General features: G+C 69.7%; 19 protein-coding genes and 1 pseudogene. 17 read left to right on the top strand and 3 right to left on the bottom strand.

Annotated features, from left to right (window positions below; translation table 11 throughout):
- Positions 1-24 precede the first annotated feature (24 nt).
- From AC07Y4_RS15635 to AC07Y4_RS15595, 9 genes and pseudogenes are all read left to right on the top strand, one after another.
- The gene (locus AC07Y4_RS15635; protein ID WP_095744453.1) at positions 25-1,386 is read left to right on the top strand and encodes a TolC family outer membrane protein; all 1,362 of its coding nucleotides are present in this window, start codon (positions 25-27) and stop codon (positions 1,384-1,386) included.
- 78 nt (positions 1,387-1,464) lie between these two features.
- Positions 1,465-2,121, top strand: a complete 657-nt coding sequence (locus AC07Y4_RS15630; protein ID WP_062470843.1) for a winged helix-turn-helix domain-containing protein — start codon at positions 1,465-1,467, stop codon at positions 2,119-2,121.
- A 216-nt stretch (positions 2,122-2,337) separates the two neighbouring features.
- On the top strand, positions 2,338-5,049 hold the full coding sequence (locus tag AC07Y4_RS15625; protein WP_495274818.1) for an NAD(P)/FAD-dependent oxidoreductase: 2,712 nt from the start codon (positions 2,338-2,340) through the stop codon (positions 5,047-5,049).
- Positions 5,050-5,058: 9 nt separating this feature from the next.
- A pseudogene (locus AC07Y4_RS15620) lies at positions 5,059-5,223 on the top strand (acyl-CoA dehydrogenase family protein); the annotation flags it as partial.
- A gap of 245 nt (positions 5,224-5,468) precedes the next feature.
- Positions 5,469-6,452 (top strand): Bug family tripartite tricarboxylate transporter substrate binding protein, encoded by a 984-nt coding sequence (locus AC07Y4_RS15615; protein WP_487850001.1) that lies wholly within the window; start codon positions 5,469-5,471, stop codon positions 6,450-6,452.
- 53 nt (positions 6,453-6,505) lie between these two features.
- The gene (locus AC07Y4_RS15610; protein ID WP_487850000.1) at positions 6,506-8,866 is read left to right on the top strand and encodes an arylsulfatase; all 2,361 of its coding nucleotides are present in this window, start codon (positions 6,506-6,508) and stop codon (positions 8,864-8,866) included.
- On the top strand, positions 8,863-10,194 hold the full coding sequence (locus AC07Y4_RS15605; protein WP_487849999.1) for a DUF1254 domain-containing protein: 1,332 nt from the start codon (positions 8,863-8,865) through the stop codon (positions 10,192-10,194). The genes AC07Y4_RS15610 and AC07Y4_RS15605 overlap by 4 nt, the downstream gene beginning before the upstream one ends.
- Positions 10,195-10,238: 44 nt before the next feature.
- Entirely contained in the window at positions 10,239-11,234 is a 996-nt protein-coding gene (locus AC07Y4_RS15600; protein ID WP_487849998.1) for a Bug family tripartite tricarboxylate transporter substrate binding protein, read from the top strand.
- Between the two features lie 146 nt (positions 11,235-11,380).
- Entirely contained in the window at positions 11,381-11,533 is a 153-nt protein-coding gene (locus AC07Y4_RS15595) for a hypothetical protein (RefSeq protein ID WP_487849997.1), read from the top strand.
- On the opposite strand, the gene AC07Y4_RS15590 is transcribed toward AC07Y4_RS15595, so the two are convergent.
- Positions 11,517-12,245, bottom strand: a complete 729-nt coding sequence (locus AC07Y4_RS15590) for a Crp/Fnr family transcriptional regulator (RefSeq protein ID WP_495274817.1) — start codon at positions 12,243-12,245, stop codon at positions 11,517-11,519. The genes AC07Y4_RS15595 and AC07Y4_RS15590 overlap by 17 nt on opposite strands.
- A gap of 422 nt (positions 12,246-12,667) precedes the next feature.
- Between AC07Y4_RS15590 and AC07Y4_RS15585 the strand changes: the two genes are divergently transcribed.
- From AC07Y4_RS15585 to AC07Y4_RS15570, 4 genes are all read left to right on the top strand, one after another.
- Positions 12,668-13,996 (top strand): porin, encoded by a 1,329-nt coding sequence (locus tag AC07Y4_RS15585; protein ID WP_487849995.1) that lies wholly within the window; start codon positions 12,668-12,670, stop codon positions 13,994-13,996.
- Positions 13,997-14,018: 22 nt separating this feature from the next.
- Complete coding sequence (locus tag AC07Y4_RS15580) at positions 14,019-14,867, top strand: acid phosphatase (RefSeq protein WP_487849994.1); 849 nt, start codon at positions 14,019-14,021, stop codon at positions 14,865-14,867.
- Positions 14,868-14,992: 125 nt separating this feature from the next.
- Complete coding sequence (locus AC07Y4_RS15575; RefSeq protein ID WP_307694381.1) at positions 14,993-15,676, top strand: hypothetical protein; 684 nt, start codon at positions 14,993-14,995, stop codon at positions 15,674-15,676.
- Between the two features lie 85 nt (positions 15,677-15,761).
- A complete protein-coding gene (locus tag AC07Y4_RS15570; protein WP_487849993.1) occupies positions 15,762-16,784 on the top strand; it encodes a Bug family tripartite tricarboxylate transporter substrate binding protein in 1,023 nt (340 codons plus the stop codon).
- Between the two features lie 21 nt (positions 16,785-16,805).
- On the opposite strand, the gene AC07Y4_RS15565 is transcribed toward AC07Y4_RS15570, so the two are convergent.
- Complete coding sequence (locus AC07Y4_RS15565) at positions 16,806-17,711, bottom strand: LysR family transcriptional regulator (protein WP_062470965.1); 906 nt, start codon at positions 17,709-17,711, stop codon at positions 16,806-16,808.
- A 188-nt stretch (positions 17,712-17,899) separates the two neighbouring features.
- Between AC07Y4_RS15565 and AC07Y4_RS15560 the strand changes: the two genes are divergently transcribed.
- Both AC07Y4_RS15560 and AC07Y4_RS15555 read left to right on the top strand, forming a co-directional pair.
- Complete coding sequence (locus AC07Y4_RS15560; protein WP_487849992.1) at positions 17,900-18,916, top strand: Bug family tripartite tricarboxylate transporter substrate binding protein; 1,017 nt, start codon at positions 17,900-17,902, stop codon at positions 18,914-18,916.
- A 21-nt stretch (positions 18,917-18,937) separates the two neighbouring features.
- Positions 18,938-20,485 carry an amidase gene (locus tag AC07Y4_RS15555; RefSeq protein ID WP_495274816.1) on the top strand — a complete coding sequence of 516 codons (1,548 nt, stop codon included), beginning with the start codon at positions 18,938-18,940 and terminating at the stop codon, positions 20,483-20,485.
- A gap of 13 nt (positions 20,486-20,498) precedes the next feature.
- Here the strand turns inward: AC07Y4_RS15555 and AC07Y4_RS15550 are convergent, their stop codons facing one another.
- On the bottom strand, positions 20,499-21,845 hold the full coding sequence (locus AC07Y4_RS15550; RefSeq protein ID WP_487849990.1) for an aminotransferase-like domain-containing protein: 1,347 nt from the start codon (positions 21,843-21,845) through the stop codon (positions 20,499-20,501).
- Between the two features lie 124 nt (positions 21,846-21,969).
- On the opposite strand from AC07Y4_RS15550, the gene AC07Y4_RS15545 reads away from it, so the two are divergent.
- Together AC07Y4_RS15545 and AC07Y4_RS15540 are read left to right on the top strand one after the other, a co-directional pair.
- Positions 21,970-22,602, top strand: coding sequence for a LysE family translocator (locus AC07Y4_RS15545; RefSeq protein ID WP_487849989.1), 633 nt, complete (start codon positions 21,970-21,972; stop codon positions 22,600-22,602).
- Positions 22,603-22,633: 31 nt separating this feature from the next.
- Positions 22,634-23,482, top strand: a complete 849-nt coding sequence (locus AC07Y4_RS15540; RefSeq protein ID WP_487849988.1) for a PhzF family phenazine biosynthesis protein — start codon at positions 22,634-22,636, stop codon at positions 23,480-23,482.
- Positions 23,483-23,748 lie beyond the last annotated feature (266 nt).

Raw genomic sequence — 23,748 nt, 5'->3', positions numbered from 1 at the left:
CGTCTCGTCCCGGCATGGGGCGCCGTGCTCGCAGCGAGCTTCGCGTGGCCCGTCCATGGCCAGAGCCTGGTCGAGATCTACACGTCGGCGCGCGGATACGACGCCACCTACCAGGGCGCGCGGGCCCAGTACGAGGCCACACTGGCGCGGGCGGCGCAGTCCAGGGCCGGCATCCTGCCCACCGTCGGCCTGTCGGCCGGCGCCTCGCACACCCGGCAGGACCTCTCGACGGAAGGCAGTGCGACGACGCGCGGGTTCAACACCCAAAGTGTCGGCATCAACGCCACGCAGCCGCTGTACCGCCCCGCCAACTGGGCCGCCTACGAGCAGGGCCAGCGGCAGGCCGAGGTGGCGCAGATGGTACTCACCATCGCCGAACAAGACCTCATCGTGCGCGTGAGCCAGGCCTACTTCGACGTGCTCGCCAGCCAGGACAGCCTGGCCCTGGTGCGCGCGCAGAAGGTGGCCGTGGCCGAGCAGCTGGCCTCGGCCAAGCGCAATTTCGAGGTCGGCACCACCACCATCACCGACGCGCGCGAAGCGCAGGCCCGCTACGACCTGGTGATCGCGCAGGAGATCGCCGCCGAGAACGACCTGCAGGTGAAGAAGATCGTGCTCGACCAGCTCGTCGGCAGCACCGGCAGCGTGCCCGTGCCGCTGGCGGCGCCCGTGATGCTGCCTCCGCTCGCGCCCGCCGACATCGAGGTCTGGACCTCGCACGCGGATGCCGGTCACCCTGCGATCCAGCAGGCCCGCCTGGGCCTGGACGTGGCCGGGCTCGAGGTGCAGAAGGCGCAGGCCGGCCACCTTCCCACGCTCGATGCGACCCTGGGCTACAACGTCACGAACAACCCCCAGGGCACCAACACCACGCCGGGCCGCTCGCGGGTCAAGGCCCTCACCGTGGGCGTCTCCCTCAACCTGCCCTTGTTTGCCGGCTACGCGATCGAGAACCGCGTCAGGGAAACGCTGGCGCTCGAAGACCAGTCGCGCTCGCTGCTCGAGGCCACGCGCCGCGGCGTCGCGCAGGCCACCCGCGCCACCTACCTGGGGCTGGTGTCGGCCGCCGGCCAGGTGAAGGCGCTCGAAGCCGCCGAGGTCTCCAGCCAGATCGCGCTGGAGGCCAATCGCATGGGCTACCAGGTGGGCGTGCGCATCAACATCGACGTGCTCAACGCGCAGAGCCAGCTCTTCCAGACCAAGCGCGACCTGGCGGTGGCGCGCTATTCGGTGCTGCTCGGCAATCTCAAGCTGCGGCAGGCCAACGGCACGCTGGTGCCCGAGGACCTGAACGCCATCGATGCCGCGCTTGCAACCCACGGCCGCACCCCGGTCGACAGCGCGGCGCCCGTCTCCGTGTCCAGGAGAACGCCGGCTCGCCAATGACGAGGCATGCCATGGCACGTACCGACAGCACCAGCGACTGCTCGCGGCCATGACGGCGCTGAACATGCAGGTGACGCCATGCGACTGCTTCTGCTTCAGGATCGCGCGCGGGTCGACGACGGCCTGTTCACGCACTTGCGCAAGAACGGGTTCCTGATCGACAGCGTCGAGCGGCTCGGCGACATCGACATGCTGGAGAACGAGTCCTACGACGTGCTGCTCGTCAGCTCGCAGTTGCCCGACGGATCGGGACTCGACTGGGTCCGGTTGTTGCGGGTGCAGCACATCACCACGCCGGTCCTGATGCTGATGGTGGGAGCGCCCGGCCCGACCGCGCAGGCCGAGGTCCTCGACGCGGGCGCGGACGACTTCGTGGTGATGCCGTGCCGCCCCGAACTGGTGGCCGAGCGGGTGCGGGCACTGCGTTGCCGGGCCGCGGGCCTGGCAACGCCGCGCGTGCGGTGCGGCGACGTCGAGTTCGACCTGGGCAGCCGGACGACGGTCCGCTGCGGCATGCCTGTCGCGCTGACCGAGCGGGAATGGAACCTGGTGGAGGCGCTCGCGCTGCGCTTCGATCACACGGTCCCCAAGGCCCAGGTGGAACTGCTGGTGCAGGGGATCCACGGCGCCCCCACGAGCAACGCCCTGGAAGTGCACCTGTCCAACGTGCGGCGCAAGCTCGGGCGGCAGATCATCCGCACGATTCGCGGGGTCGGCTACCGCCTGAACACCTGAGCCCGTCGTCTTCAGACTCGTAAGCGTGCCGCACACAAGATAGCAACCTTAAGACGTGCGACTGGCCAGAATCGCACCACTCGCAGAGCCCCATCACCCACCGATGGCGCCACCACTGTCGCAGCGTCCCCCCGGGGCATGAATGGCGACACCTTCTCACGCAGGTACCACCGAACCATGTTCAAGCCCTCTCCCGCTCTCGTTTTCGCCAATTTCATGCAGCTGCCGACCATCGTGCCGAAAGCGGTGTGGCGCGCGCTGCGCGTGGTGAGCATCGCCTCGGCCCTGGCCCTGGCCGTCATGCTGGCGCTGCGGCCCGCCACCGCGATGCCGTTGTTCTGGGGGCTGATCGTGCCGTCGCTCCCGCTCGTGTTCATGCTGGCACCCGGGCTGTGGCGCAACGTCTGCCCGCTGGCCGCCATCAACCAGATCCCCCGCAGGCTCGGCATCACGCGCGCACTCACGAGCCGCCGCCTGTCGCAGGGCGCGGCATTTCCGATCGGCATCGGCCTGCTGATCTGCGCGGTCGTCGCGCGCAAGCTGCTGTTCAACGGCAACGGCATGGCCACCGCCGGCCTGCTGGCGGCAGCCATGGGGGCGGCGCTCATCGGCGGCCTGCTGTTCAAGGGCAAGAGCGGCTGGTGCAGCAGCATCTGCCCCCTGCTGCCGGTGCAGCGGCTGTACGGCCAGACGCCGTTCATCCGCATCGCCAACACGCACTGCGAACCGTGCGTGGGCTGCGCCAAGAACTGCTACGACCTCAACCCCGGCGCCGCGTACCTGGCCGACCAGTACGACCCGAACCCGGCCTACCGCAACTTCCGCAGCTTCTTCGCGGGCGTCTTTCCGGGCCTGATCCTCGGCTACTACCTCGTGCCCTCGCCCGCCGAGATCGGCCCGGTCTCCACGGTCATGCAGATGCTGGTCTACATGGCGGCCAGCCTGACGCTCTTCAACCTGATCGAATTGCTGGGCAGCAAGACGCGCAACCTGTCGCCGGTGCTCTTCGCAGCGGCCGCGTTCTCGCTGTACTACTGGTTCACCGCCCCGCTGGTCGTCAGCACCTTGAGCAGCCTGAGCGGCATGGCCATCGCCCCCGAAGTCGTCGCCACGCTGCGCGGCCTGACGATCATCGCGAGCTTGACGTGGATCGCGCGGTCGCTGCATGTCGAGCGCCTGTTCCTTCGCCGTGAACTGCGCAAGGGTGTCCGGGACGGGTCCCGGCTGGCGCCGATCGTCATCGAGACGATGCGGCTGCACCGCGGCCCGAACGACGCCGCGCGCAAGGCGCCGGTTGCAGCCCCGCCGGAGAGCGAGGCCGCTGCGGCCGCGCCGGCGGATGCGTCCACGCAGCCTGCCGAACTCTGCATCGACCCCACCGGCATGAAGACCCCCATCCGCAAGGGCCAGACCCTGCTCGAGGCGCTCGAGGACTGCGGCGCCCCCATCAACGCCGGCTGTCGTTCCGGCGTGTGCGGCGCCGACCCGATCGCCGTCGTGGCGGGCGGCGAGCGGCTCGCCCCCATCGGCAGCGACGAACGGGCGACGCTGGCCCGGCTCGGCTGCACCGACGGCACGCGCCTGGCCTGCATGGCGCGCATCCGCAATGCCGGGCCCATCCGCATCGACCTGAAGCGGGAGGCGACCCCGGCGGCGCGCGAGACACGCAAGCCCGAAGTCGTGCCCTTCGATGCGTCGATCCGCCGCGTCGTGATCGTGGGCAACGGCGTGGCCGGCCTGACCGCGGCCGACCATGTGCGGCGTCGCCACCCCGACTGCGAGATCCATCTCATCGGCCGCGAGAACCACAACGCCTACAACCGGATGGCCATTGCCAAGCTGATCAGCATGCCGACGGGTGTCCAGGGCCTGCACCTGCTGCCCGAGCAGTGGTATGCCGAGCACCGTGTCACCGCGTGGCTCAACACGCATGTGTCGGGCGTCGACACGCAGCGTCGCGAGCTCACGCTGGCGACCCGCGAGACGCTGGGCTACGACAGGCTCATCCTGTGCTCGGGCAGTTCGGCGTGGGTCCCGCCGCTCGACGGCTACGGCATCGAAGGCAGCTTTGTGCTGCGCGATGCCGACGACGCGATGGCGATCCGCGACTACATGCAGCGCTTCCACGGCACCTGCGCGGTCGTGCTGGGCGCCGGCTTGCTCGGCCTGGAAGCGGCGCAGGCGCTGGCGCAGCTCGGGGCGCAGGTCCAGGTGCTGTCGAACAGCGGCCAGATCCTGGACCGGCAGATCGACACCCCGGCCAGCGCCTTGCTGGAAGCGCACCTGGCAACCCAGGGCATCCATGTCATGACGGGTGCCGACGCCGCGCGGCTGGAGCCGGGCAGCGAGGGCCGCGTGGCGCGGCTCGTGCTGAAGGACGGACGCCAGCTCCCCGCCGACGTGGTCGTGGTGTGCACCGGCGTGCGCGCCAACGTCGACATCGCGCAGTCGGCCGGCCTCGCGCTCGGCCGCGGCATCATCGTCGACGCACAGATGCGCACCAGTGCCGCCCATGTCTATGCCGCGGGCGATGTGGCCGAGTTCGAGGGCCACTCGATCCCCCTGTGGGCCGTGGCGGCCGAGCAGGGAGAGATTGCGGCCGTCAACGCGCTGGGCGGCAAGCGCGTCTATCGCGGCCATGTGCCGGTGACCGCGCTGAAGGTCTCGGGCATCGACGTCCGCTCCGCGGGCTCCGTGCACGCCGCGCGGCCCGGCGAATTCGAGTTGACGCAGTCCGAGCCTGCACAGGGCATCTATCGCAAGCTGGTGGTCGCCGAGGGCCGGCTTGTCGGCGCGGTGCTGGTCGGATCGCCGGACGAGGCTGACGAGGTCATTCCGGCCGTGCGCGAGCACGCGCCGGTCTCCACGATGACCGCCTTGCTGGAGCGTGGGGACTGGCAGCAGCATTCGGTGGCATTGGCGGCCTAGCCCTACGCGCAGCAGGGCAAGGCCCTGGACGAATGCCTGCAACTCTTCGGCAGCTGCGGCTACATGGTCGAGTACCCGATCGCACGCATGTATGCCGACGCGCGCGTGCAGCGCATCTACGGCGGCACGAGCGAGATCATGAAAGACCTGATCGCACGCAAGCTGGGCGCATGACAGCGTCGCGTCGAGGGTGCGCGCGACCACGGAACGACAACGCGCCCTCGCCGGTCGACATACGGCCCACATCCGGCTGAGCCAGAGGGTATTCCCCGAGCCGGTGTCGGCGAATCTGTCGGCTGGTTGACGGAATCGATGGCCGCTGTTTCCTAGCATGGAGACGCAGTCCCACCCCCATAGCCATGGGGGACGCGCCCAGCGGCGCGGGGCCTGCGCGACCCCATTCCCAAGGAGACACTTCCGTGAACAGGACATTGCTGCGGCCGGCACTCACCGCGCTGGCCCTTCTCGCCCTCGCCGGCGCGGCCACGGCGCAAGACGGCGCCGGCTACCCAAGCAAGACGGTGACCATCGTCGTGCCCACGCCGCCCGCCGGCGGCACCGACCTCATCGCGCGGCTGTTCGCCGACGTGCTAGGCAAGGCCTTCAAGCAGAGCGTGATCGTCGACAACCGCGCCGGTGCCAACGGCATCCTGGGCGTCGACTTAGTCGCCAAGGGGCCGGCCGACGGCACGCGCGTGCTGTTCACCTACGCCGCCACGATGGTGATCAACCCGGCGCTCTACAAGAAGCTGCCCTACGAGCCGCTCAAGGACTTCGCGCCCGTTGCGCAGGTGGGCCGCGGCGGCAACCTGCTGCTGGTGCGCAAGGACCTGCCGCCGAACACGCTCAAGGACTTCGTCGCCTATGCCAAGGCCAACCCCGACAAGCTCAACTATTGCTCGTGGGGCAACGGCTCGGGCGGCCACCTCACGATGGAAAGCCTGAAGAAGCAGGCCGGCATCTCGCTGCTGCACGTGCCCTACAAGGGCAGCAGCCCCTGCGTGCAGGACCTCATGGGCGGCCAGGTGGACGCCGGCTTCGCCGACATCTCCTCCACCATCGAGGTGGTGAAGGCCGGCCGGGTCAAGGCCCTGGCCTACAGCGGCCCCGACCGCCTGCCGATGCTTCCCGACGTGCCCACGATGACGCAGGCCGGGTTCCCGTTCAAGAACTACACCTGGTACGGCTTCTTCGTGCCGGCCAAGACACCGCCCGCCGTCGTCAAGCGCCTGAACGAAGATATCTACCGCGCCCTGCAGGACCCGGCCGTGACCCAGCGCCTGCGCGAACTCAACTTCACCGACCTGCCGCGCCCCACGCCGGAACAGTTCAAGGAGGTCCTGCGCCAGGACCTGCAGGACTGGAGCGCCCTGGTCAAGTCCATCGGCGTCACGCTGGACTGACGCCCGATCCACCACGACGCCGGGGCCCTGCCTCCGCGCGTCCCGGAGACCCCATGACACAAGAAAAAACCAACCCGTCCGCCACGCTCGGCGGCTTCAACACCCTGCCCGGCCAGGGCAGCCACCTGCCCTTCGACGCGCCGCCCAGCGCCAGCATCGCGGGGCGCAAGCTGTCGGAGTCCACGCACGAGCGGCGCAAGGCGGTGCCGCACCTGCGCGACGACGCACCGAACGTGCTGATCGTGATGCTCGACGACGCCGGCTTCGCGCACCCCGACACCTTCGGCGGCGAGATCCACACGCCCACGCTCACGCGGCTGGCCGGCAGCGGCATCACCTACAACGCCTTCCACAACTGCGGCGTGTGCTCGCCCACGCGCGCGTCGCTGCTGACGGGACGCAACGCGCACCGCGTGGGCTACGGCCACATCTCCGAATACGCCACCGACTGGGACGGCTACGTGGGCGTCATTCCCAAGAGTGCCGGCACGATGGCCGAGGTGCTCGGGGCCTGGGGCTACAACACGGCCGCCTTCGGCAAGTGGCACAACACGCCGGCCAACCTGACCACGCAGATGGGCCCCTTCGACCGCTGGCCCACCGGCCACGGCTTCAACCACTTCTACGGCTTCCTGGGCGGCGAGAGCTCGCAGTACGAGCCGCGCCTGGTCGAGAACACCACGCTCATCGAGCCGCCGCGCGACGAGGGCTACCACCTGAGCGAGGACATGGCCGACAAGGCCTGCGGCTGGCTGCGCCGCCACCGCGCCATCACGCCCGACAAGCCCTTCCTGATGTACTGGGCGCCCGGTGCGGTGCACGGCCCGCACCACGTCTTCAAGGAATGGACCGACAAGTACAAGGGCAAGTTCGACGACGGCTGGGACGCCTACCGCGAACGCGCCTTCGCGCGCCAGAAGGCGATGGGCTGGATCCCCGAGACCGCCGAGCTCACGCCCCGGCCCGAGACGCTCGCCAGCTGGGACAGCATTCCCGAGGCCGAGCGCCCGTTCCAGCGCCGGCTGATGGAGGTCTACGCGGGCTTCCTGGAGCACACCGATGCGCAGATCGGCAAGGTCGTCGACGAGCTGGAGCAGCTCGGGCTGCGCGACAACACGCTGGTGTTCTTCGTGTTCAGCGACAACGGCGGCAGCGCCGAAGGACAGAACGGCACCGTGGTCGAGCTGCTGGCGCAGAACCGCATCTCCACCAAGATCTCGCAGCACCTCGAGCTGCTGGAAGGCCTGGGCGGCCTCGACGCATTGGGCGGACGAAAGACCGACAACATGTACCACGCCGGCTGGGCCTGGGCCGGCTCCACGCCGTTCCAGAGCACCAAGCTGATCGCCGCGCACTTCGGCGGCACGCGCACGCCGCTGGTCGTGTCGTGGCCGCGCGGCATCCAGCCCGACACCACGCCGCGCTCGCAGTTCCACCACGTCAACGACATCGCGCCCACGCTCTACGACATCTTGGGCATCACGCCGCCCGTCGAGCTCAACGGCGTGCGGCAGGACTCGCTGGACGGCATCTCGATGGCCTACACCTTCGCCCATCCGCAGGCCGAAGGCCGCAAGGGCGTGCAGTACTTCGAGGTGGCCGGCAGCCGCATGGTGCACCACGACGGCTGGACCGCGGGCGTGTTCGGCCCGCGCATTCCCTGGGTCGCGGGCGCCGCGCCCGGGCTGGCCACCTGGGACCCGGACAACGACGTCTGGGAGCTGTACCACGTCGCGAAGGACTACGCCCAGGCGCACGACCTGGCGCAGGCGCAGCCGGCCAAGCTGACGCAGATGAAGGAGATGTTCGCCGTGCAGGCGGGCATCAACCACGTCTATCCGCTGGGCGCGATCTACCACCTGACGCTCAAGCCGCAGCACCGCATCGCGCCCCGGCATACCTCGTGGCACTTCAGCGGCGACATCACGCGCATTCCGGAGAACTGCGCGCCCAACATCAAGACGCGCAGCCACACGGCCACCGTCGATGCCACGCTGGGCGAGCGCGCGAGCGGCGTGCTGTTCGCGCTGGGCGGCTTCAACGGCGGCATCTGCCTGTACCTGGACGACGGCCACCTGGCCTACGAATACAACATGCTCGGCATGTACCGCTTCAAGGCGCGCTCGCCCGCGCGCATTGCCGCCGGACGCCATGCGATCGACATCGAGTTCACGATGAGCGACGGCACGGCGCCCCAGCGGCCCGCGCGCGCCGTGCTGCGCGTCGATGGCGTGCAGGTGGCGGCGTGCGACATCGGCGTCACGGTGACGGCCATCTTCTCGGCCTGCGAGACCTTCGACGTCGGCTGCGACCTGGGCTCGCCGGTGGCGGCCGAGTACTTCGACCGTGCGCCGTTCGGCTTCGACGGGCAGATCCACGATGTCTGGCTGCGCTATGCGGAGGCCCAGTCGTGAGCACGTTGATCACTGAAGCAGACGCCTACGCCATCGGCATCGAGGCCTACACCTATGCCTATCCGATGGTGGTGATGGAGCTGACGCGCCGCGTGGCCACCAACGTCGCGCAGCCCGACGGGGCGCGCGTGCGCGGGCCGATGAACCGCTTCGTGCACGTGCCCACCTACCCCGACGCCGGCTTCAAGGACGTGGTGCGTCCCAACGCCGACACGCTGTACTCTAACATCTGGTACGACGTCGGCGACGAGCCGCTGGTGCTGACGCTGCCGGACATGGGCGAGCGCTACCACGTCATTCCGTTCTACGACCTGTGGACCGACGTGTTCGCCACGCTGGGCACGCGCACCAACGGCAACGGCGGTGGCCACTTCGCGCTCGTCGGCCCGCGCTGGAAAGGCACGCTGCCCGAGGGCGTGCGCGCCATCGTGAGCCCCACGGACGTGGGCTGGATCGTCGGGCGCATCCAGACCAACGGCGCGGCCGACTACGCCCACGTGCACACGCTGCAGGCCGGCTTCGAGGCCGTGCCGCTGTCGGCCTGGGGCCAGCCCCATGACCCACCCGCCGGACGGGTCGATGCAGCACTGGACATGCGCCCGCCCGTCGAGCAGGTGGCCGCGCTCGGCGCCGGCGACTTCTTCGCGCTCTTCGCCGAACTGCTCCAGCGCAACCCGCCGCATGCCACCGACGGCGCGCTGCTGCTGCGCATGGAGCGCATCGGCCTGGTTCCCGGCCGCGGCTTCGCACTGGCCGAAGCCCCCGAGGCCGTGCAACGCGCTCTGACACGCGCCGCGCCCGATGCCTACCGGCGCATGCTCGAGCGCGCGCCGGCGATGCGCATGGTGCGCAACGGCTGGAGCCTCGGCAGCAATGTGGGCGTCTACGGCAACGACTACCTGGCGCGCGCCTTCGTCGCCCACGCAGGCCTGGGCGCCCTGCCGCGCGAAGAGGCGATGTACCCGCGCTCGGTCTGCGACAGCGAGGGCCAGCCGCTGTCGGGCACTTCGCGCTATGTGCTGCACTTCGACGCGCACGAGCTGCCGCCGGCCGATGCGTTCTGGTCGCTGACGCTGTACGGCCCCGACCAGTTCTTCGTCGACAACGCGCTCAACCGCTACGCCATCGGCGACCGCGACGCGCTCGCCTTCAACGCCGACGGTTCGCTGGACCTGTACATCCAGCACGCGTCGCCGGGCCCGGCCAAGGCCCCGAACTGGCTGCCCGCGCCCGCCGGCCCCTTCAGCATGAACCTGCGCCTGTACGTGCCGCAGGCGCCGGTGCTCGACGGGCGCTGGGCACCGCCCGCGCTGAAACGCCTGCCCTGACCGAACCGACCGCATCGTCCCCCACCCGAAAGGCACTCACCCTCATGAACCGTTTCAGCTACCGCGCACTGCGCGCGCCCGGCCTGTGCATCGTCGGGCTCCACCTGGCGGCCAGTGCCGCCCTGGCGCAGGCCGACTACCCGAGCAAGCCAATCCGCATCATCGTCCAGTACCAGGCCGGCGGCTCGGCCGACGCGCTCGCGCGGCTGGTGGGCGACGGGCTCGCCAAGCGGCTGAAGCAGCCCGTGCTGGTGGAAAACCGCAGCGGCGCGGGCGGCATCATCGGCACCGACTACGTGGCCAAGAGCGCGCCCGACGGCTACACCGTGCTGCTGTCGGTGCCGGGCCCGATCGCCGCGAACCTGGCGCTGTACAAGAAGCTGCCCTACGACCCGCGCACCGACCTGCGCCACGTGTCGGACATCGCGAGCACGCGCACCATCATGGTCGTGCACCCCTCGGTGCCGGCGCAGGATTTCAAGGGCCTCGTCGAGGCCGTACGCAAGGCGCCCGGCAAGTACGCGATGGGCTCCTGGGGCCCCGGCGTGCAGCCGCACCAGATGCAGGTCTTCATGGACAAGACCTACGGCACCCAGACCTTGCACGTGGCCTACAAGGGCGAAAGCCCGATGGCGGTCGACCTGCTCAGCGGCGTGATCCAGATGACCGTGGGCTCCATCAGCACCTTCCAGCCCTACGTCGCGGCCGGCAAGCTGCGCGCCATCGCCGTGCCGGGCGCGCAGCGCGCCAAGGCCGCCCCCACGGTGCCGACCTTCGCCGAGCAGGGCTACAAGGACGACATGTTCATGCTCATGGCGCCGACCTCGCTGCTGGTGCCGGCCAAGACGCCCGACGCCATCGTCGAGAAGCTCAGCCGCGAAGTCGCTGCCGTGGTGAAGCAGCCCGAGGTGCAGCGCCGCATCGAGGACATGGGCGCCGAGCCCATCGGCAACACGCCGGCCGAAGCCTCGGCGGCCTACAAGGCGTTCCTGCCCGTGTCGCTGAAGCTCACGCGGGCCACGGGTGTCACGCTGGATTGATGGCGCCGCTTCTCGAGAAGCGTGCACCACCCGCGTCCCGATTTCGAGCCCCGGGTGCAGACCCCGCAGCACGTCGCCGCGGTCGTTGCCATGCGGAACAGATGCCGCAGGGCTTTCCGAGCATCGCGTCCCTGCGCAAGACACGCATGACCACCGCAGACATCGCCGACCGCTTCGACTACAGCGACGCCGCGAACTTCAGGCATACCTTCGTGCGCTGGACCGGCACGAGTCCGCACGCGTACCGCGTCACCTCGGTGGCGTACGGAGGCAGCGCGCTCTTCAGTCTTCCGCAGTGATGCGGTGCAGCTTGGGCAGGTCGACCACGGTGATCAGGCGATAGCCCTCGTTGCAGCCGAGCACGCCCTCGTCCTTCAGCTGCGCCAGCTCCTTGCCGATGGTCTGCCGCGACACGCCCAGCATGTTCGCCAGGTCGGTCTGCGAAATGCGCAGCTCGGTGTCGTGCGGGCTCCCGCTCTCATCGCCGTAGCGATACACCATGTTGAGCAGCGTGATCGCCGTGCGCCGGCGCACCGAGCCCAGCACCTGGTCCTGCAGGATCTCGGCGCTCATGCGATAGCGCCGCAGCATGGTCTGGGCGATGCTGCGCCACAGCACCGGCTCCGCATCGAGGATGCGCCGCATGGCGGCACCGGGGATGTGGATGATGTGCGAATCGGCGCGCGCATCGAAGGCGAAGATGGGCTGCATGTCGTCGATGAGATGCACCATGCGCGTGATCTGGCCGGCCCCGAGCACCGAGAGGATGTACTTGTCGCCGGCCGCGTTGGTGGCCGCGATCTCGATCGAGCCCGACACGATCACGAACACCTCCCGCTGGTGGTTGCCGCGACTCACGAGCGGCGTGCGGCGCCGGTAGTGCCTGGCGCGCGCGGCGTTCGCCAACTCGCGCAGCCGGTCTTTCGGCCAATCGAGAAACACCGCGCACGTGCTCAGCCCGTGCTCGATCTCTTCCCTTGTGCTCTGCGATACGGGTTGCGGGTATTCCATGGGATGACTCAGCAAAAACTGTTGCCTGGTTGACGGATTCGAAGAGCAGCGATTCCTATCATAGGACTGGCCAATCAAAGAACAACGAGGAACTCCCTAAGTGAGACATGCACGTTCCCTGCCTGCACGCCTGCCGCTGTTTTGCAGCACCGCGGCGCGTTCGTTGATCCGGCTTCTTGCGTCGCCCATGCGACGCGATGCGCGAACGACGAGACCCCTGCGCAGCATGCGCGGCTCGCGCGACGCGATGCGAATGCCGTGATGCACGGCCACACGCCCTGCGCGCGCGGCTAGAAGCCGCCCCCTTTTTCCCGAAGTCCCCGAAGGGCACCCGCCCTTCGGAACACCCGAGCCCTGGAACGCAGCGATGCGCACCAGCGGACTCGTTCATCCCTGAAGAAGCAAGCAAAGCAAGACCTGCCATGAAACATCACTCCCTGGCCGCATTGGCTCTCCTCACCGCCGCCGGTACCGCGTCGGCGCAATCGTCCGTCACGGTGTTCGGCATCGTCGACGTCGGCATCAGCCGCTACACGTCCAAGAGCACGTACCACAGCCCCAACCCCTTCGCGCTGCCGCCGGCGAACGCCGCGGGCGGCAGTGCGAAGACGAGCCAGACCGCGCTGTCGAACTCGGGCTATGCGGGCAGCCGCGTCGGCTTTCGCGGCACGGAGGACCTGGGGGGCGGCCTGGCGGCGAGCTTCTGGCTGGAGTCGGGCATCACCAACGACGACGGCGCCAAGGGCATCACCAACTTCAACCGCCGCTCGACGATGAGCCTGTCGGGCCCGTTCGGCGAACTGCGCCTGGGCCGCGACTACGCCGCGACCTTCTGGAACGACACCGTCTTCGATCCCTTCGGCACCAACGGCGTGGGCACCAACCTCATCGCCAATATCAACAGCCGCATCGCCGCCATCGCCGGCCCCGGCTCCGTCGTGGCCGCGACCGACAACTACATCCGCACCGGCAACTCGATCGGCTACTTCCTGCCGCCGAACCTGGGCGGCGTCTACGGCCAGCTGCAATACACGCTGCACGAGAACACCCAGCGCAGCGACCAACCCGGCACGCCGTCGGCCAAGGGCCGCTACGTGGGCGGCCGCCTGGGCTATGCCAGCGGGCCGCTCGACATGGCCATCGCCTACGGCCAGAGCACGGCCGCCGACAGCACCACGCTCAACGCGCTGGGCATCGCGACCGCCACGCAGGAGCGCAAGATCAACGCGCTGAACCTGGGCGCGTCGTACAACTTCGGCCCCGCCAAGCTGTTCGCCGAGGTCTCGCGCGTGCAGGACAAGAACGAGACGGGCACGCTGCAGAACCTGCCGGGCCTGACGGTTCCGTTCATGAACACCGCCACGCGCAAGGACAAGTACAACGGCTACATGCTGGGCGTGACCGTGCCCGTGGGCCCGGGCCTCATCCGCGCGTCGTACGCCTCGGTGAAGTACAAGAACGGCGCGCCGGCCGCGACCGACCTGAACAGCCTGCTGTGGGGCCTGAACGGCAACCGCGACACCACGGCCAACCAGATCTCGCTGGGCTACGTGCACAACCTGTCCAAGCGCACCGCGCTGTATGCCTCGGTGTCGCGCATCCGCATCAAGGACGGCTGGAACAACCCCGGCGTGATGGGCGCCATCACCGGCGGTTCGGCCGCCTACCTCGCGGGCGGCACCGCGCAGGCCGCGGGCTGGGCGCCGCGCTCGTCGATGGGCTACGACTTCGGCATCCGCCATGCGTTCTGAGCGCATGCGAAAGGAGGTACCCATGGCCTTGAAACACCTGTCGCCGCTGCTCATCGCGGCCCTGCTCGCGGGCGGATGCGCCACGCCGCCCGCGCCGACCACCTCGCCGGCCGACGTCGGCGAAACACGCCCGGGGTCGGGCTATCTCAAGGGCTACCTGGCCTCGGCCGAGATGCCCGACAGCCTGGCGCTGCTGCCGCCGCCGCCCGAGGCGAATTCGGCCGCGCTGGCGGCCGACGTCGCCGCGTTCCGCAGCCTCACCGCGCTGCAGGGTTCGCCGCGCGGCGCGCTCGCGGTGCGCGATGCCAACCTGCGCTTTCCGGAGGCGGCCTCCACCTTCTCCTGCGCGCTGGGCGTGCGCATCTCCGAGCAGCAGACGCCGCACCTGAACATGCTGCTGCGGCGCACGCTGGCCGATGCCGGCGGCGCCACCTACAAGGCCAAGGAGAAGTACCAGCGCACGCGGCCCTTCGTGGCACTGAAGGCCGCCAGCTGCACGCCGAAGGAAGAGGCGCACCTGGCCAAGGACGGCTCCTACCCCTCCGGACACTCGGCGCTGGGCTGGGCCTGGGCGCTGGTGCTGACGGAGCTCGCACCGGAGCGCGCGGACGCGCTGCTGCAGCGCGGCCGTGCCTTCGCGCAAAGCCGCGGCATCTGCGGCGTGCACTGGCGCAGCGACATCGAGGCGGGACGCCTGATCGGCGCGGCCACCGTGGGCCGTCTGCATGCCAACCCGGTGTTCACGGCGCAGATGGGCGCGGCGAAGAACGAGATCGCGCAGGCACGCAGCCGCCCGGACAGCGCCCCGCCCGCGGCCGACTGCGCGGCCGAGGCGAATGCGATCGCGGGCTCCGCGGCGCTGACGCCCTGAGCGCGCGCCGCGCCCCCCCTCGACCACCTCGCCCACGGCCAGCGTGTGTGCGGGTTGTCGAGGGGAACGCTGCGTGTGCGAAGCGGGTAGCCTCGCCAACTCCAACCACTCCAAGGAGACCTCGCATGCGCCATCGTTCCGTTCTGTCATGGGGTGCCGCGGCCTCGGCGGTCGCGCTCCTCGCTGCATGCGGCGCCATGTCTTCGGGCAAGGACGCCAACCCGATGAGCTTCTTCATCACGAGTGCCAACCCTGGCAAGGGCGGCGACCTCGGCGGCCTGGCCGGCGCCGACCGCCAGTGCCAGGCGCTGGCCGCGAGCGCCGGTGCGGGCGGCAAGACCTGGCGTGCCTACCTGAGCGCCACCGAAGCGGGCGGCCAGCCGGCCGTCAACGCACGCGACCGCATCGGCGCCGGGCCGTGGCGCAACGCCAAGGGCGTGGTCGTGGCCACCAGCGTGGCCGACCTGCACAGCGCGAACGCCAAGCTCGGCAAGGACACCTCGCTGACCGAAAAGGGCGAGGTGGTCTCCGGCTTCGGCGACCCGGTCAACCGGCACGACATCCTCACCGGCTCGCGCCCCGACGGCACGCTCGCACCGGCCGCCGCCGGCAAGGACACCACCTGCGGCAACTGGACGCGCAGCGTCGACGGTTCGGCCATCGTCGGCCACCACGACAAGAAGGGCACGAACCCCGACCCGGTCGCCAACGCCTCGTGGAACGCCTCGCACGGCACGCGGGGCTGCAGCATCGACCAGCTCAAGCAAAGCGGCAGTGCCGGCCTGATGTACTGCTTCGCCGTGAACTGAGCCCGCAGGGCGGCGCCCCGGCCCGTGTGTCGATACACGGGCGGGCGCGCTGCGATGTGCCACAGACGACCCATCGGAGGACTTCATGATCCAAGCCACCCAGCCCCTTCGTGCAGCGCCGCGGCGCCTGCTTCTTTGCCTGGGTGCCGCGGCACTCGGCCTGAGCGCCTTCGGGGCAAGCCCCGCGTGGGCACAGACGGCCTGGCCCAGCAAATCGATCACGCTGCTGATCGGCTTCCCGCCCGGCGGGCAGACCGACTTCGCCGGCCGCGTGTTGACGAACGGCATGCAGGGCGCGCTCGGCCAGCCCGTGGTCATCGACAACAAGGCCGGCGTGAACGGCAACATCGCGTCCGTCGAACTCATGAAGGCGCCACCGGACGGCCACAAGCTGCTGGTGGGCAACGGCTCGATGACGATCATGCCGCACGTGTACACCAAGCTCGGCATCGTCGATCCGCAAAAGATGACACCCATCGGCATCATGCTGCAGTCGCCGCTGGTGCTGGTGGTGCCCGCCACGTCGCCGATCAAGACCTACGCGCAGTTCGCCGAAGAAGTGAAGTCGCGTGCCAAGAGCGGCAAGGGCATCGACTACGGAACGGGGGGCGCAGGCTCGCTGATCCACGTCACCATGGAACTGCTGCGCGAGCGCTTGGGCAACCCGGCGATGAACCACGTTCCCTACAAGGGCAGCAGTCCGGCGATGGTCGACCTGATGGCCGGGCGCCTCGACGCCATGTTCGACGCCACCTCCGTCGTCGCCCCGTTCGTGAAGTCGGGCCAGCTGCGGCCCCTGCTGGTGACCAGCGACAAGCGTTCGCCGATGCTGCCCAACGTGCCCACCGCCGCGGAAAGCGGCATCAAGGACTTCAGCATCATCTCCTTCATCGGCCTGTACGGGCCGCCCGGGTTGAGCCCCGAGGTCGTGAAGAAGGCCAACAGCGCGATGAACGCGGCACTGAAGGAGCCGAACGTCGTCAAGAGCATCGTCGATCGCGGGGACGAGCCCGGTGGCGGCTCGCCCGAGCAGCTCGGCGCGATGACCCGCGACCAGTACAAGATGTGGGGCGCCGTCGTGAAGGCGAACAACATCACGGCCGACTGAGCTTCGGCCCCGCGCCGCGCATCAGGCGCTGAGCACTTCGCGCAGGTGCTCGACGAACGCGCGCGCCGCATCGGGCAGGCGCCGCCCCGCCATGCTCTGCACCTCGAAATGCCGCTCGTTCATCTCGCGGTCGCGCAAGGCACGCGCCACGATCGTGCCGTTCTCGAGCTGCTGGCGCAGCGCGAGTTCGCCGCAGAAGGTCACGGCCTGGCCGTGCGCCGCGTAGTGCACCAGCGGGTAGAGATGGTCGCTGGTCAATGCCGCCTCGAGCGGCAGGCGCTGACGGGCGCAGCTGATGTTGAGCAGCTGGCGCAGCGTCGACGTGGGCGCCGGCAGCGCGAGCGGGTAATGGACCACCTGCGCCAGCGACACCTGCCGCCGCTCGGCCAGCGGATGCGAAGGCGCCATGACCGCGCACACGGGCGAGGGGTGCCGGATCTCGACGTCCAGGCCGTGCTCCGAGCCCAGGCTCACCGTCACGCCGAGGTCGACCAGGCCTTCGCGCACGCGGCGCGCCACTTCGCGCTGCACGCACATGTCGAGCGAGAAACGGATGCCGGGACAGCGCGCCTGGAACGCCGCCACCAGGGCCGGCAGGAACTCGTAGGCAAAGCCCTCGGTCGCGGCCACGCGCACCTCGCCCTTGCGCAGGCCGCGCAGCGCGAGGATGTCATCGGTCACGCGCTCGATGTCGAGCCAGGCCCGGCGCGCATGCGCCGCCAGCAGCTCGCCGGCTGAGTTGAGCGCCATGCCGCGGGCGCGGCGCTCGAACAGGAGGGTGTCGAGTTCGCGCTCGATTCGGCCGATCTGGCGGCTCACGGCCGACGGCGCCACGTTCAGCCGCACGGCCGCCTCGGTGACCGAGCCGACGCGCGCCACCTCCAGGAAGTAGCGCATCGACTCCTCCTGGAGCACGCGCTGGTTGATCGGGCGTTCGGTGCGCGCCCCGGTGCGGACGGGGGCGGGAGGCTTGGAAGTGGGAGATTTCATCGGCGTGGTCTGCGTTGCGCCAGCAGCAACGCAACCTTCCAATCATTGTGCTTGCTACACCGCAGGGCGTGCCCCAGCATTTCCCCTCCCCCTCTCTCCTCTTCGCTCTACTGAAGGACCTGTCAATGAACGCTCCCCGTTCGCAAGCGCCGCAGCGGCGCTGGTGCTGTGCCGTCCTCGCGGGCCTGGCCGCCTGCCTCGGCACGGCCCTGCCCGCGATGGCACAGGCGCAGGCTCAATTGGCCTACCCGACGCGCCCCGTCACGCTGGTGGTGCCGTACCCGCCCGGCGGCAGCGCGGACACGGTGGGGCGCCTGGTCGGCCAGCGCCTGTCGGAGGAACTGGGGCAGCCGGTGCTCGTCGACAACCGCCCCGGTGCCGGCACGGCGGTCGGCGCCGCGTTCGTGGCCAAGGCATCGCCCGACGGCTACACGCTGCTGCTCGGCTCGGGCTCGACCCTCACGATGAACCCAGCCATCCGCCCGAACCTGCCCTACGACGCCCTGGGCAGCTTCGAGCCGGTCGCGATCGTCGCGCGCATTCCGCTGATCCTGCTGGCCAACAAGAACGTGCCCATCGGCAACGTCAAGGAGTTCGCCAGCGCGGTGCGCGCGGCGCCCGACAAGTACTCGTACGCGTCCTTCGGCACGGGCACGTCCTCGCACTTCACCGGCGAGATCATCCTGCAGGCGGTGGGCGCGAAGATCATGCACGTGCCCTACCGGGGCAGCGCACCGGCCATGACGGACCTGATCGGTGGCCAGGTGCCGTTCTCGGTGGACACCGTCACCGCCGCCATTCCGCAGCTCAAGGGCGGCAAGGTCAAGGCGATCGCCGTGACCACCCGGCAGCGCTCCTCGCAGCTGCCGCAGGTCCCGACCTTCGCCGAGGCGGGCTACCCCGAGGTCGATGCCGACACCTGGATCATGGTCGTGGCGCCGAAGGGCACTCCGGCGCCGGTGCGCGAGCGGCTGGAGAAGACGCTCGCCAAGATCGTCGCCACGCCCCAGGCCCAGGCGGCCCTGCAGGCCCAGGGCGCGGAGCCGGCTTTCGCTGGCGCCGCCGCCTCGCTCGCGCAGATCGAACGCGAACTTCCACTCATGCGCGCCGTGGCTCGGCGCGCCAACATCCAGGCCGACTGAGTGCGGCACATTCCGAAAGCCATGACCCAAACTTTCTCTTCTTCCTCCTCCGAGCTCGTCGAACTCTCCGCCGTGGAGCTGCGACGGCTGATCGGCACGCGCGCCCTCTCGCCGGTCGAGCTGCTCGAGGCCTGCATCGCGCGCATCGAACAGCTCAACCCCTTCGTCAACGCCGTGACCGCCACCTGCTACGAGCGCGCCCGCGCCGAGGCCCGCGCCGCGGAGCGGGCCGTGAAGAGCGGCGAGCCGCTGGGCCTGCTGCATGGCCTGCCGCTGGGCGTGAAGGACCTCGAGCCGACGGCGGGACTGCTGTCCACCATGGGTACGCCCGCCTTGCGCAACCATGTGCCGTCGAACGACATCGAGCTGGTGCGCCGCCTGCGCGCCGCCGGCGCGATCGTGGTGGGCAAGACCAACGTGCCCGAGATGGGCGCCGGCGCCAACAGCCGCAATCCGGTCTGGGGGGCCACGGGCAATCCCTTCGACCCCAACCTCAACGCCGGCGGTTCGTCGGGCGGTTCGGCCGCGGCGCTCGCGCTGGACATGCTGCCGGTGTGCACCGGCTCCGACACCGGCGGGTCGCTGCGCATCCCGGCCGCCAAGTGCGGCGTGGTGGGCCTGCGGCCGTCGCCGGGCATCGTGCCCAGCGTGCGCAAGAGCCTGGGCTGGTCGCCGATCTCGGTGGTCGGTCCGATGGGGCGCGATGTGGCCGACGCCTGCTTCCAGCTCGCGGCCACGGCGGGCCCGCATCCGGGCGATCCCTTGAGCTATCCGCTGGATGCGGCGGCCTTTGCGCGGCCGGCGCCGCTGGACCTGTCGCGCCTGCGCGTGGCCTGGACCACCGACTTCGGCCTGTGCGATGTCGACCCGTCGATCCGCCGGACGATGCACGACCGCATGGCCGCCATGCGCGGGCTCTTTGCGGCTTGCGACGAGGTGCGCTTCGACCTGGGCGAGGTGCACCGCTGTTTCGACGTGCTGCGCGCGGAGGCCTTCGTCGCCGGCATGCGCGAAACCTACGAACGCGCCCCCGAGAGCCTGGGCCCGAACCCGCGCAGCAACTACGAGATGGGCGCGCGCATGAGCCTGCCGGACGCGGCCTGGGCGCAGACGGAACAGACGCGCATCCTCCAGCGCTTCCAGAAGGTGTTCGAGAACTACGACCTGGTGCTCTCGCCCACGACGCCGGTATCGCCCTTTGCCTGGACGCAGTCGTATGCGCTGCAGATCGACGGCCGCCCGCAGGAGAACTACTACCGCTGGCTCGCACTGACCTACGTCGTGACGCTGACCACGCACCCTGCGATCAGCCTGCCGTGCGGCACCGACGAGCGCGGCATGCCCTTCGGCCTGCAGGTGGTGGGTCGCTTTCGCGGCGACCTCGCGCTGCTGTCGGCCGCGCAGGCGATGGAACAGGCCTTCGCCCCCGATCCGCGGCTGCGCCGGCCGCGGCCCGATCTCGCACGCCTTTGCAAGGCCGAGCCGGCCCTCGACTCGATCGTGACCGCGCCGCCCGACGACCGGCACGCCAGCGTGCCCACCGACGGCGCCCCGGCACCGGTCGTCTGAGGTCCGCGCCGCGTCAGACGCTTCGCTTCAGCAAGGTGGCCAGAAGCGCCAGGGCCCCGGTCAGCTCGTCGAAGCCGGGGCCGCCCAGGCAGATCCGCAGGCCACTCGCCTTGTCCTTCGGGTTCGCCATCAGGGTCTGCGGCGGGGTCAGCTTCACGCCGGCTTGCGCCGCCGCGGCCACGACGCCCTCGGCCGCATCGCGTCGCATCGGCAGCCAGACGTTGTAGGCATCGGGATGCCAGACCAGTTCGCCGGCACCGAGCAGCGAGACGGCCAGCCTGGAACGCCGGCGGGCCTCGTGGCGCAGATCACGCTGGACCGAGGCGACCACGCCGGTGGCCAGCCATTCGTCGACCACCGCGCAGGAGAACGCCGACGGCGCCATGGGCACATCCTGCAGAAGGTCCTGCGCGGGGCCGCACAGGCCGGGCGGCAGTGCCAGCACGCCGACCTGCAACCCCGGCCCGAGCGACTTGGAGAGTCCGTTCACATGCAACGCGATGTCGGGCGCCAATGTGGCCAGCTGGGGCAAGCCGTCGGAGGCCGCCGCATACACGCCGTCTTCGATGATCCAGGCGCCCGCGCGGCGGCACACCGCCACGATGGCGCGCCGTCGCTTCGCGCTCATCGTGGCCGTCGTCGGGTTGTGCAGCGTCGGGGTGAGGTAGACCGCCGTGCCTCCGGCGGGCGCCGCGCCGTCGAGCGCCTGTGCGAGCGCCTGCGGCACCATCCCTTCCGCGTCCATCTCGACGCCCTGGATGCGACACCCCTTGCGCCGGGCCAGCGCGAGGGCGCCGGGGTAGGTGATCCGTTCGGTGAGCAGCACGCCTTGCCGCCCGCACACCAGGTCGAAGGCCAGCGACAGCGCCTGGCGCGCGCTGCTGGTCAGGACCAGCTGCGACGGATCGACCACCAGGCCGATCGTCTCGAGCCAACGGGCAAGAACGCGGCGATGTTCCAGGTGCCCGCCGGGCGGCGCGTACAGGTTGAAGTGATCCGCGTCGATCTTGCGCGCGATGCCCGTCAATGTTCGCGCCAGCACGCGCGCACCGAGCGCGGCCGGCGGCGCATTCGACGACAGATCGATCTGCCGGTCGCCGTGCGCCTGATGGATCGCCACGAAGGTTCCCCGGCCCTTGACGCTGCGCGTCAGGCCCCTGCGCTCCAGCATGGCATAGGCCTTCGTCACGGTGCCCAGGCCGATCTGCAGCGTCTTCGCCAGGTCCCGATGCGCAGGCAGACGATCGCCGCCCGCGAGCCGCCCCTCGACGATGTCGTCGGCCAGGGCCAGCACCACCCGCTCGGTGGCATTCGTGCCGTTGCTGGCCAGACGGGGCGTCCAGGAGGATCGAAGGAGCACGGGCGCGGCCTCGCAAATAAAAGTGTCATGTGACACTTTTTGAATATTCCAATAGTGTAACTTTCACCCCTCGGCCTCCGGAAGGCGGGCCGCTGAAGACACCCTTTGGTTTTGGAGCACCCGCATGGCCGTCAGCCAGATCGCACTCGTCTACGGGACGTACCTCATCGCCACCGCCAGCCCGGGGCCGAGCAACATGGCCATCATGGGCACCGCGATGCGCGACGGCCGCCGCCCTGCGCTCGCGCTTGCGGCCGGTGTTGTCACGGGCTCGCTCTTCTGGGCGATCCTGGCGGCGACCGGTGTTTCCGCGGTCCTGACCGCGTATGCGCAGGCACTCGTCGTACTCAAGATCGCAGGCGGCCTCTACCTGCTGTACCTGGCTTTTCGCGCGGGCCGGTCCGCCATGCGACCTGGCGCCGACGCGGTGAAGAAGAACAGCGCGGAACGCGGTGCATTGCGCTACCGCACCCTCTACCGCCAGGGCGTGCTCATGCACATCGGCAACCCGAAAGCGATCATGTCGTGGATCGCGATCATCTCGCTCGGCGTGCGCCAGGACACACCCGCCGGCGGGTTGCCGGCGATCGTGGGCGGTTGCGTGCTTCTCGGCATCATGGTGTTCGGCGGCTACGCGATCGTCTTCTCCACCGCATCGATGATCGCGCTGTATGCGCGGCTGCGACGCTGGATCGAAGGCGTGCTCTCGGCGGTGTTCGCGGCCGCGGGGCTGAAGCTGCTGGTCTCGCAGAATTGAATCCAATGAATCCCTGCGAAAGACCACGCTCATGAGCATCACCGTCCACATGGTCGACGTCTTCGGCGCCGGCCCGCTCTCGGGCAATCCGCTGGCGGTCGTCACCGGCGCCGACGCCCTCGCCACGCACGACATGCAGCAGCTGACGCGCTGGTTCAACCTCTCGGAAACCGCGTTTGTCTTCGCACCCACGCACCCGGAGGCGGACTACCGCGTGAGGATCTTCACCCTGGACCGGGAGATGCCTTTTGCCGGGCACCCCACGCTCGGCAGCTGCCACGCCTGGCTGTCGGGCCCGGGCGCGCCCAGGCAACAAGCCACAGTGATCACGCAGGAGTGCGGCGCGGGGCTGGTCCAGATCCGGCGCGATCAGGGACGGCTCGCGTTCGCCGCGCCACCGCTGATCCGCTCGGGTGCGCCGACCCCGGCCGAACTCGAGGACGCACGGCGGCTGCTGGGTATCGAAGCCGACGACATCCAGGACGCCGCCTGGATCGACAACGGTCCCGGCTGGCTGGGAATCCGGCTGGCCTCGGCCGAGAAGGTGCTGTCTCTGGAGCCGGCCCGGCGCTGGCCCACGCGCATCGACGTCGGCGTGGTCGGCCCTCATGCCGAGGGCGGCGATGCGGCCTTCGAAGTGCGCGCCTTCTTCACCGACCATCTGGGCGCCATCGTCGAAGACCCCGTCACGGGAAGCCTCAATGCCTCGCTCGCGCAGTGGCTCTTCGCCACGGGCGTGGCACAAGACGACTACGTCGCCGCGCAGGGCACACGCCTGGGCCGGCAGGGCCGCATCCACCTGACCCGCGACGACGCCGGCCAGGTCTGGGTCGGCGGCGACACGCGCACGCACGTCAAGGGCGAACTGGACGGCCTTTGATCCGTTCACGCAAGGCCTGCACAGACTTCACTCTGACTTCACCTGCGTTGCGCACACTACGTTTCGACAGCGGTTCGGCGCTGGTAGAGGCAAGGGGAAGAAAAAAATAGCTCAGGGAAACGCCTCGATGCCGACCGCTGTCACCTTTCATCGCCCATCGAGAAAGGCGCAGGCGCACTCATTGCAAGAAAGGGCCACGGGCCAAGGATTACCATCGGCCGGGCGCACGCCGCGCCTCCCACGCCCATGACCGTCGCCACCGCCCC

It is taken from the genome of Variovorax sp. GW460-12-1-14-LB1, assembly GCF_059423605.1.
The sequence above is the reverse complement of the archived record's forward strand: the minus strand, read 5'-3'. Positions and strand labels throughout refer to the sequence as shown.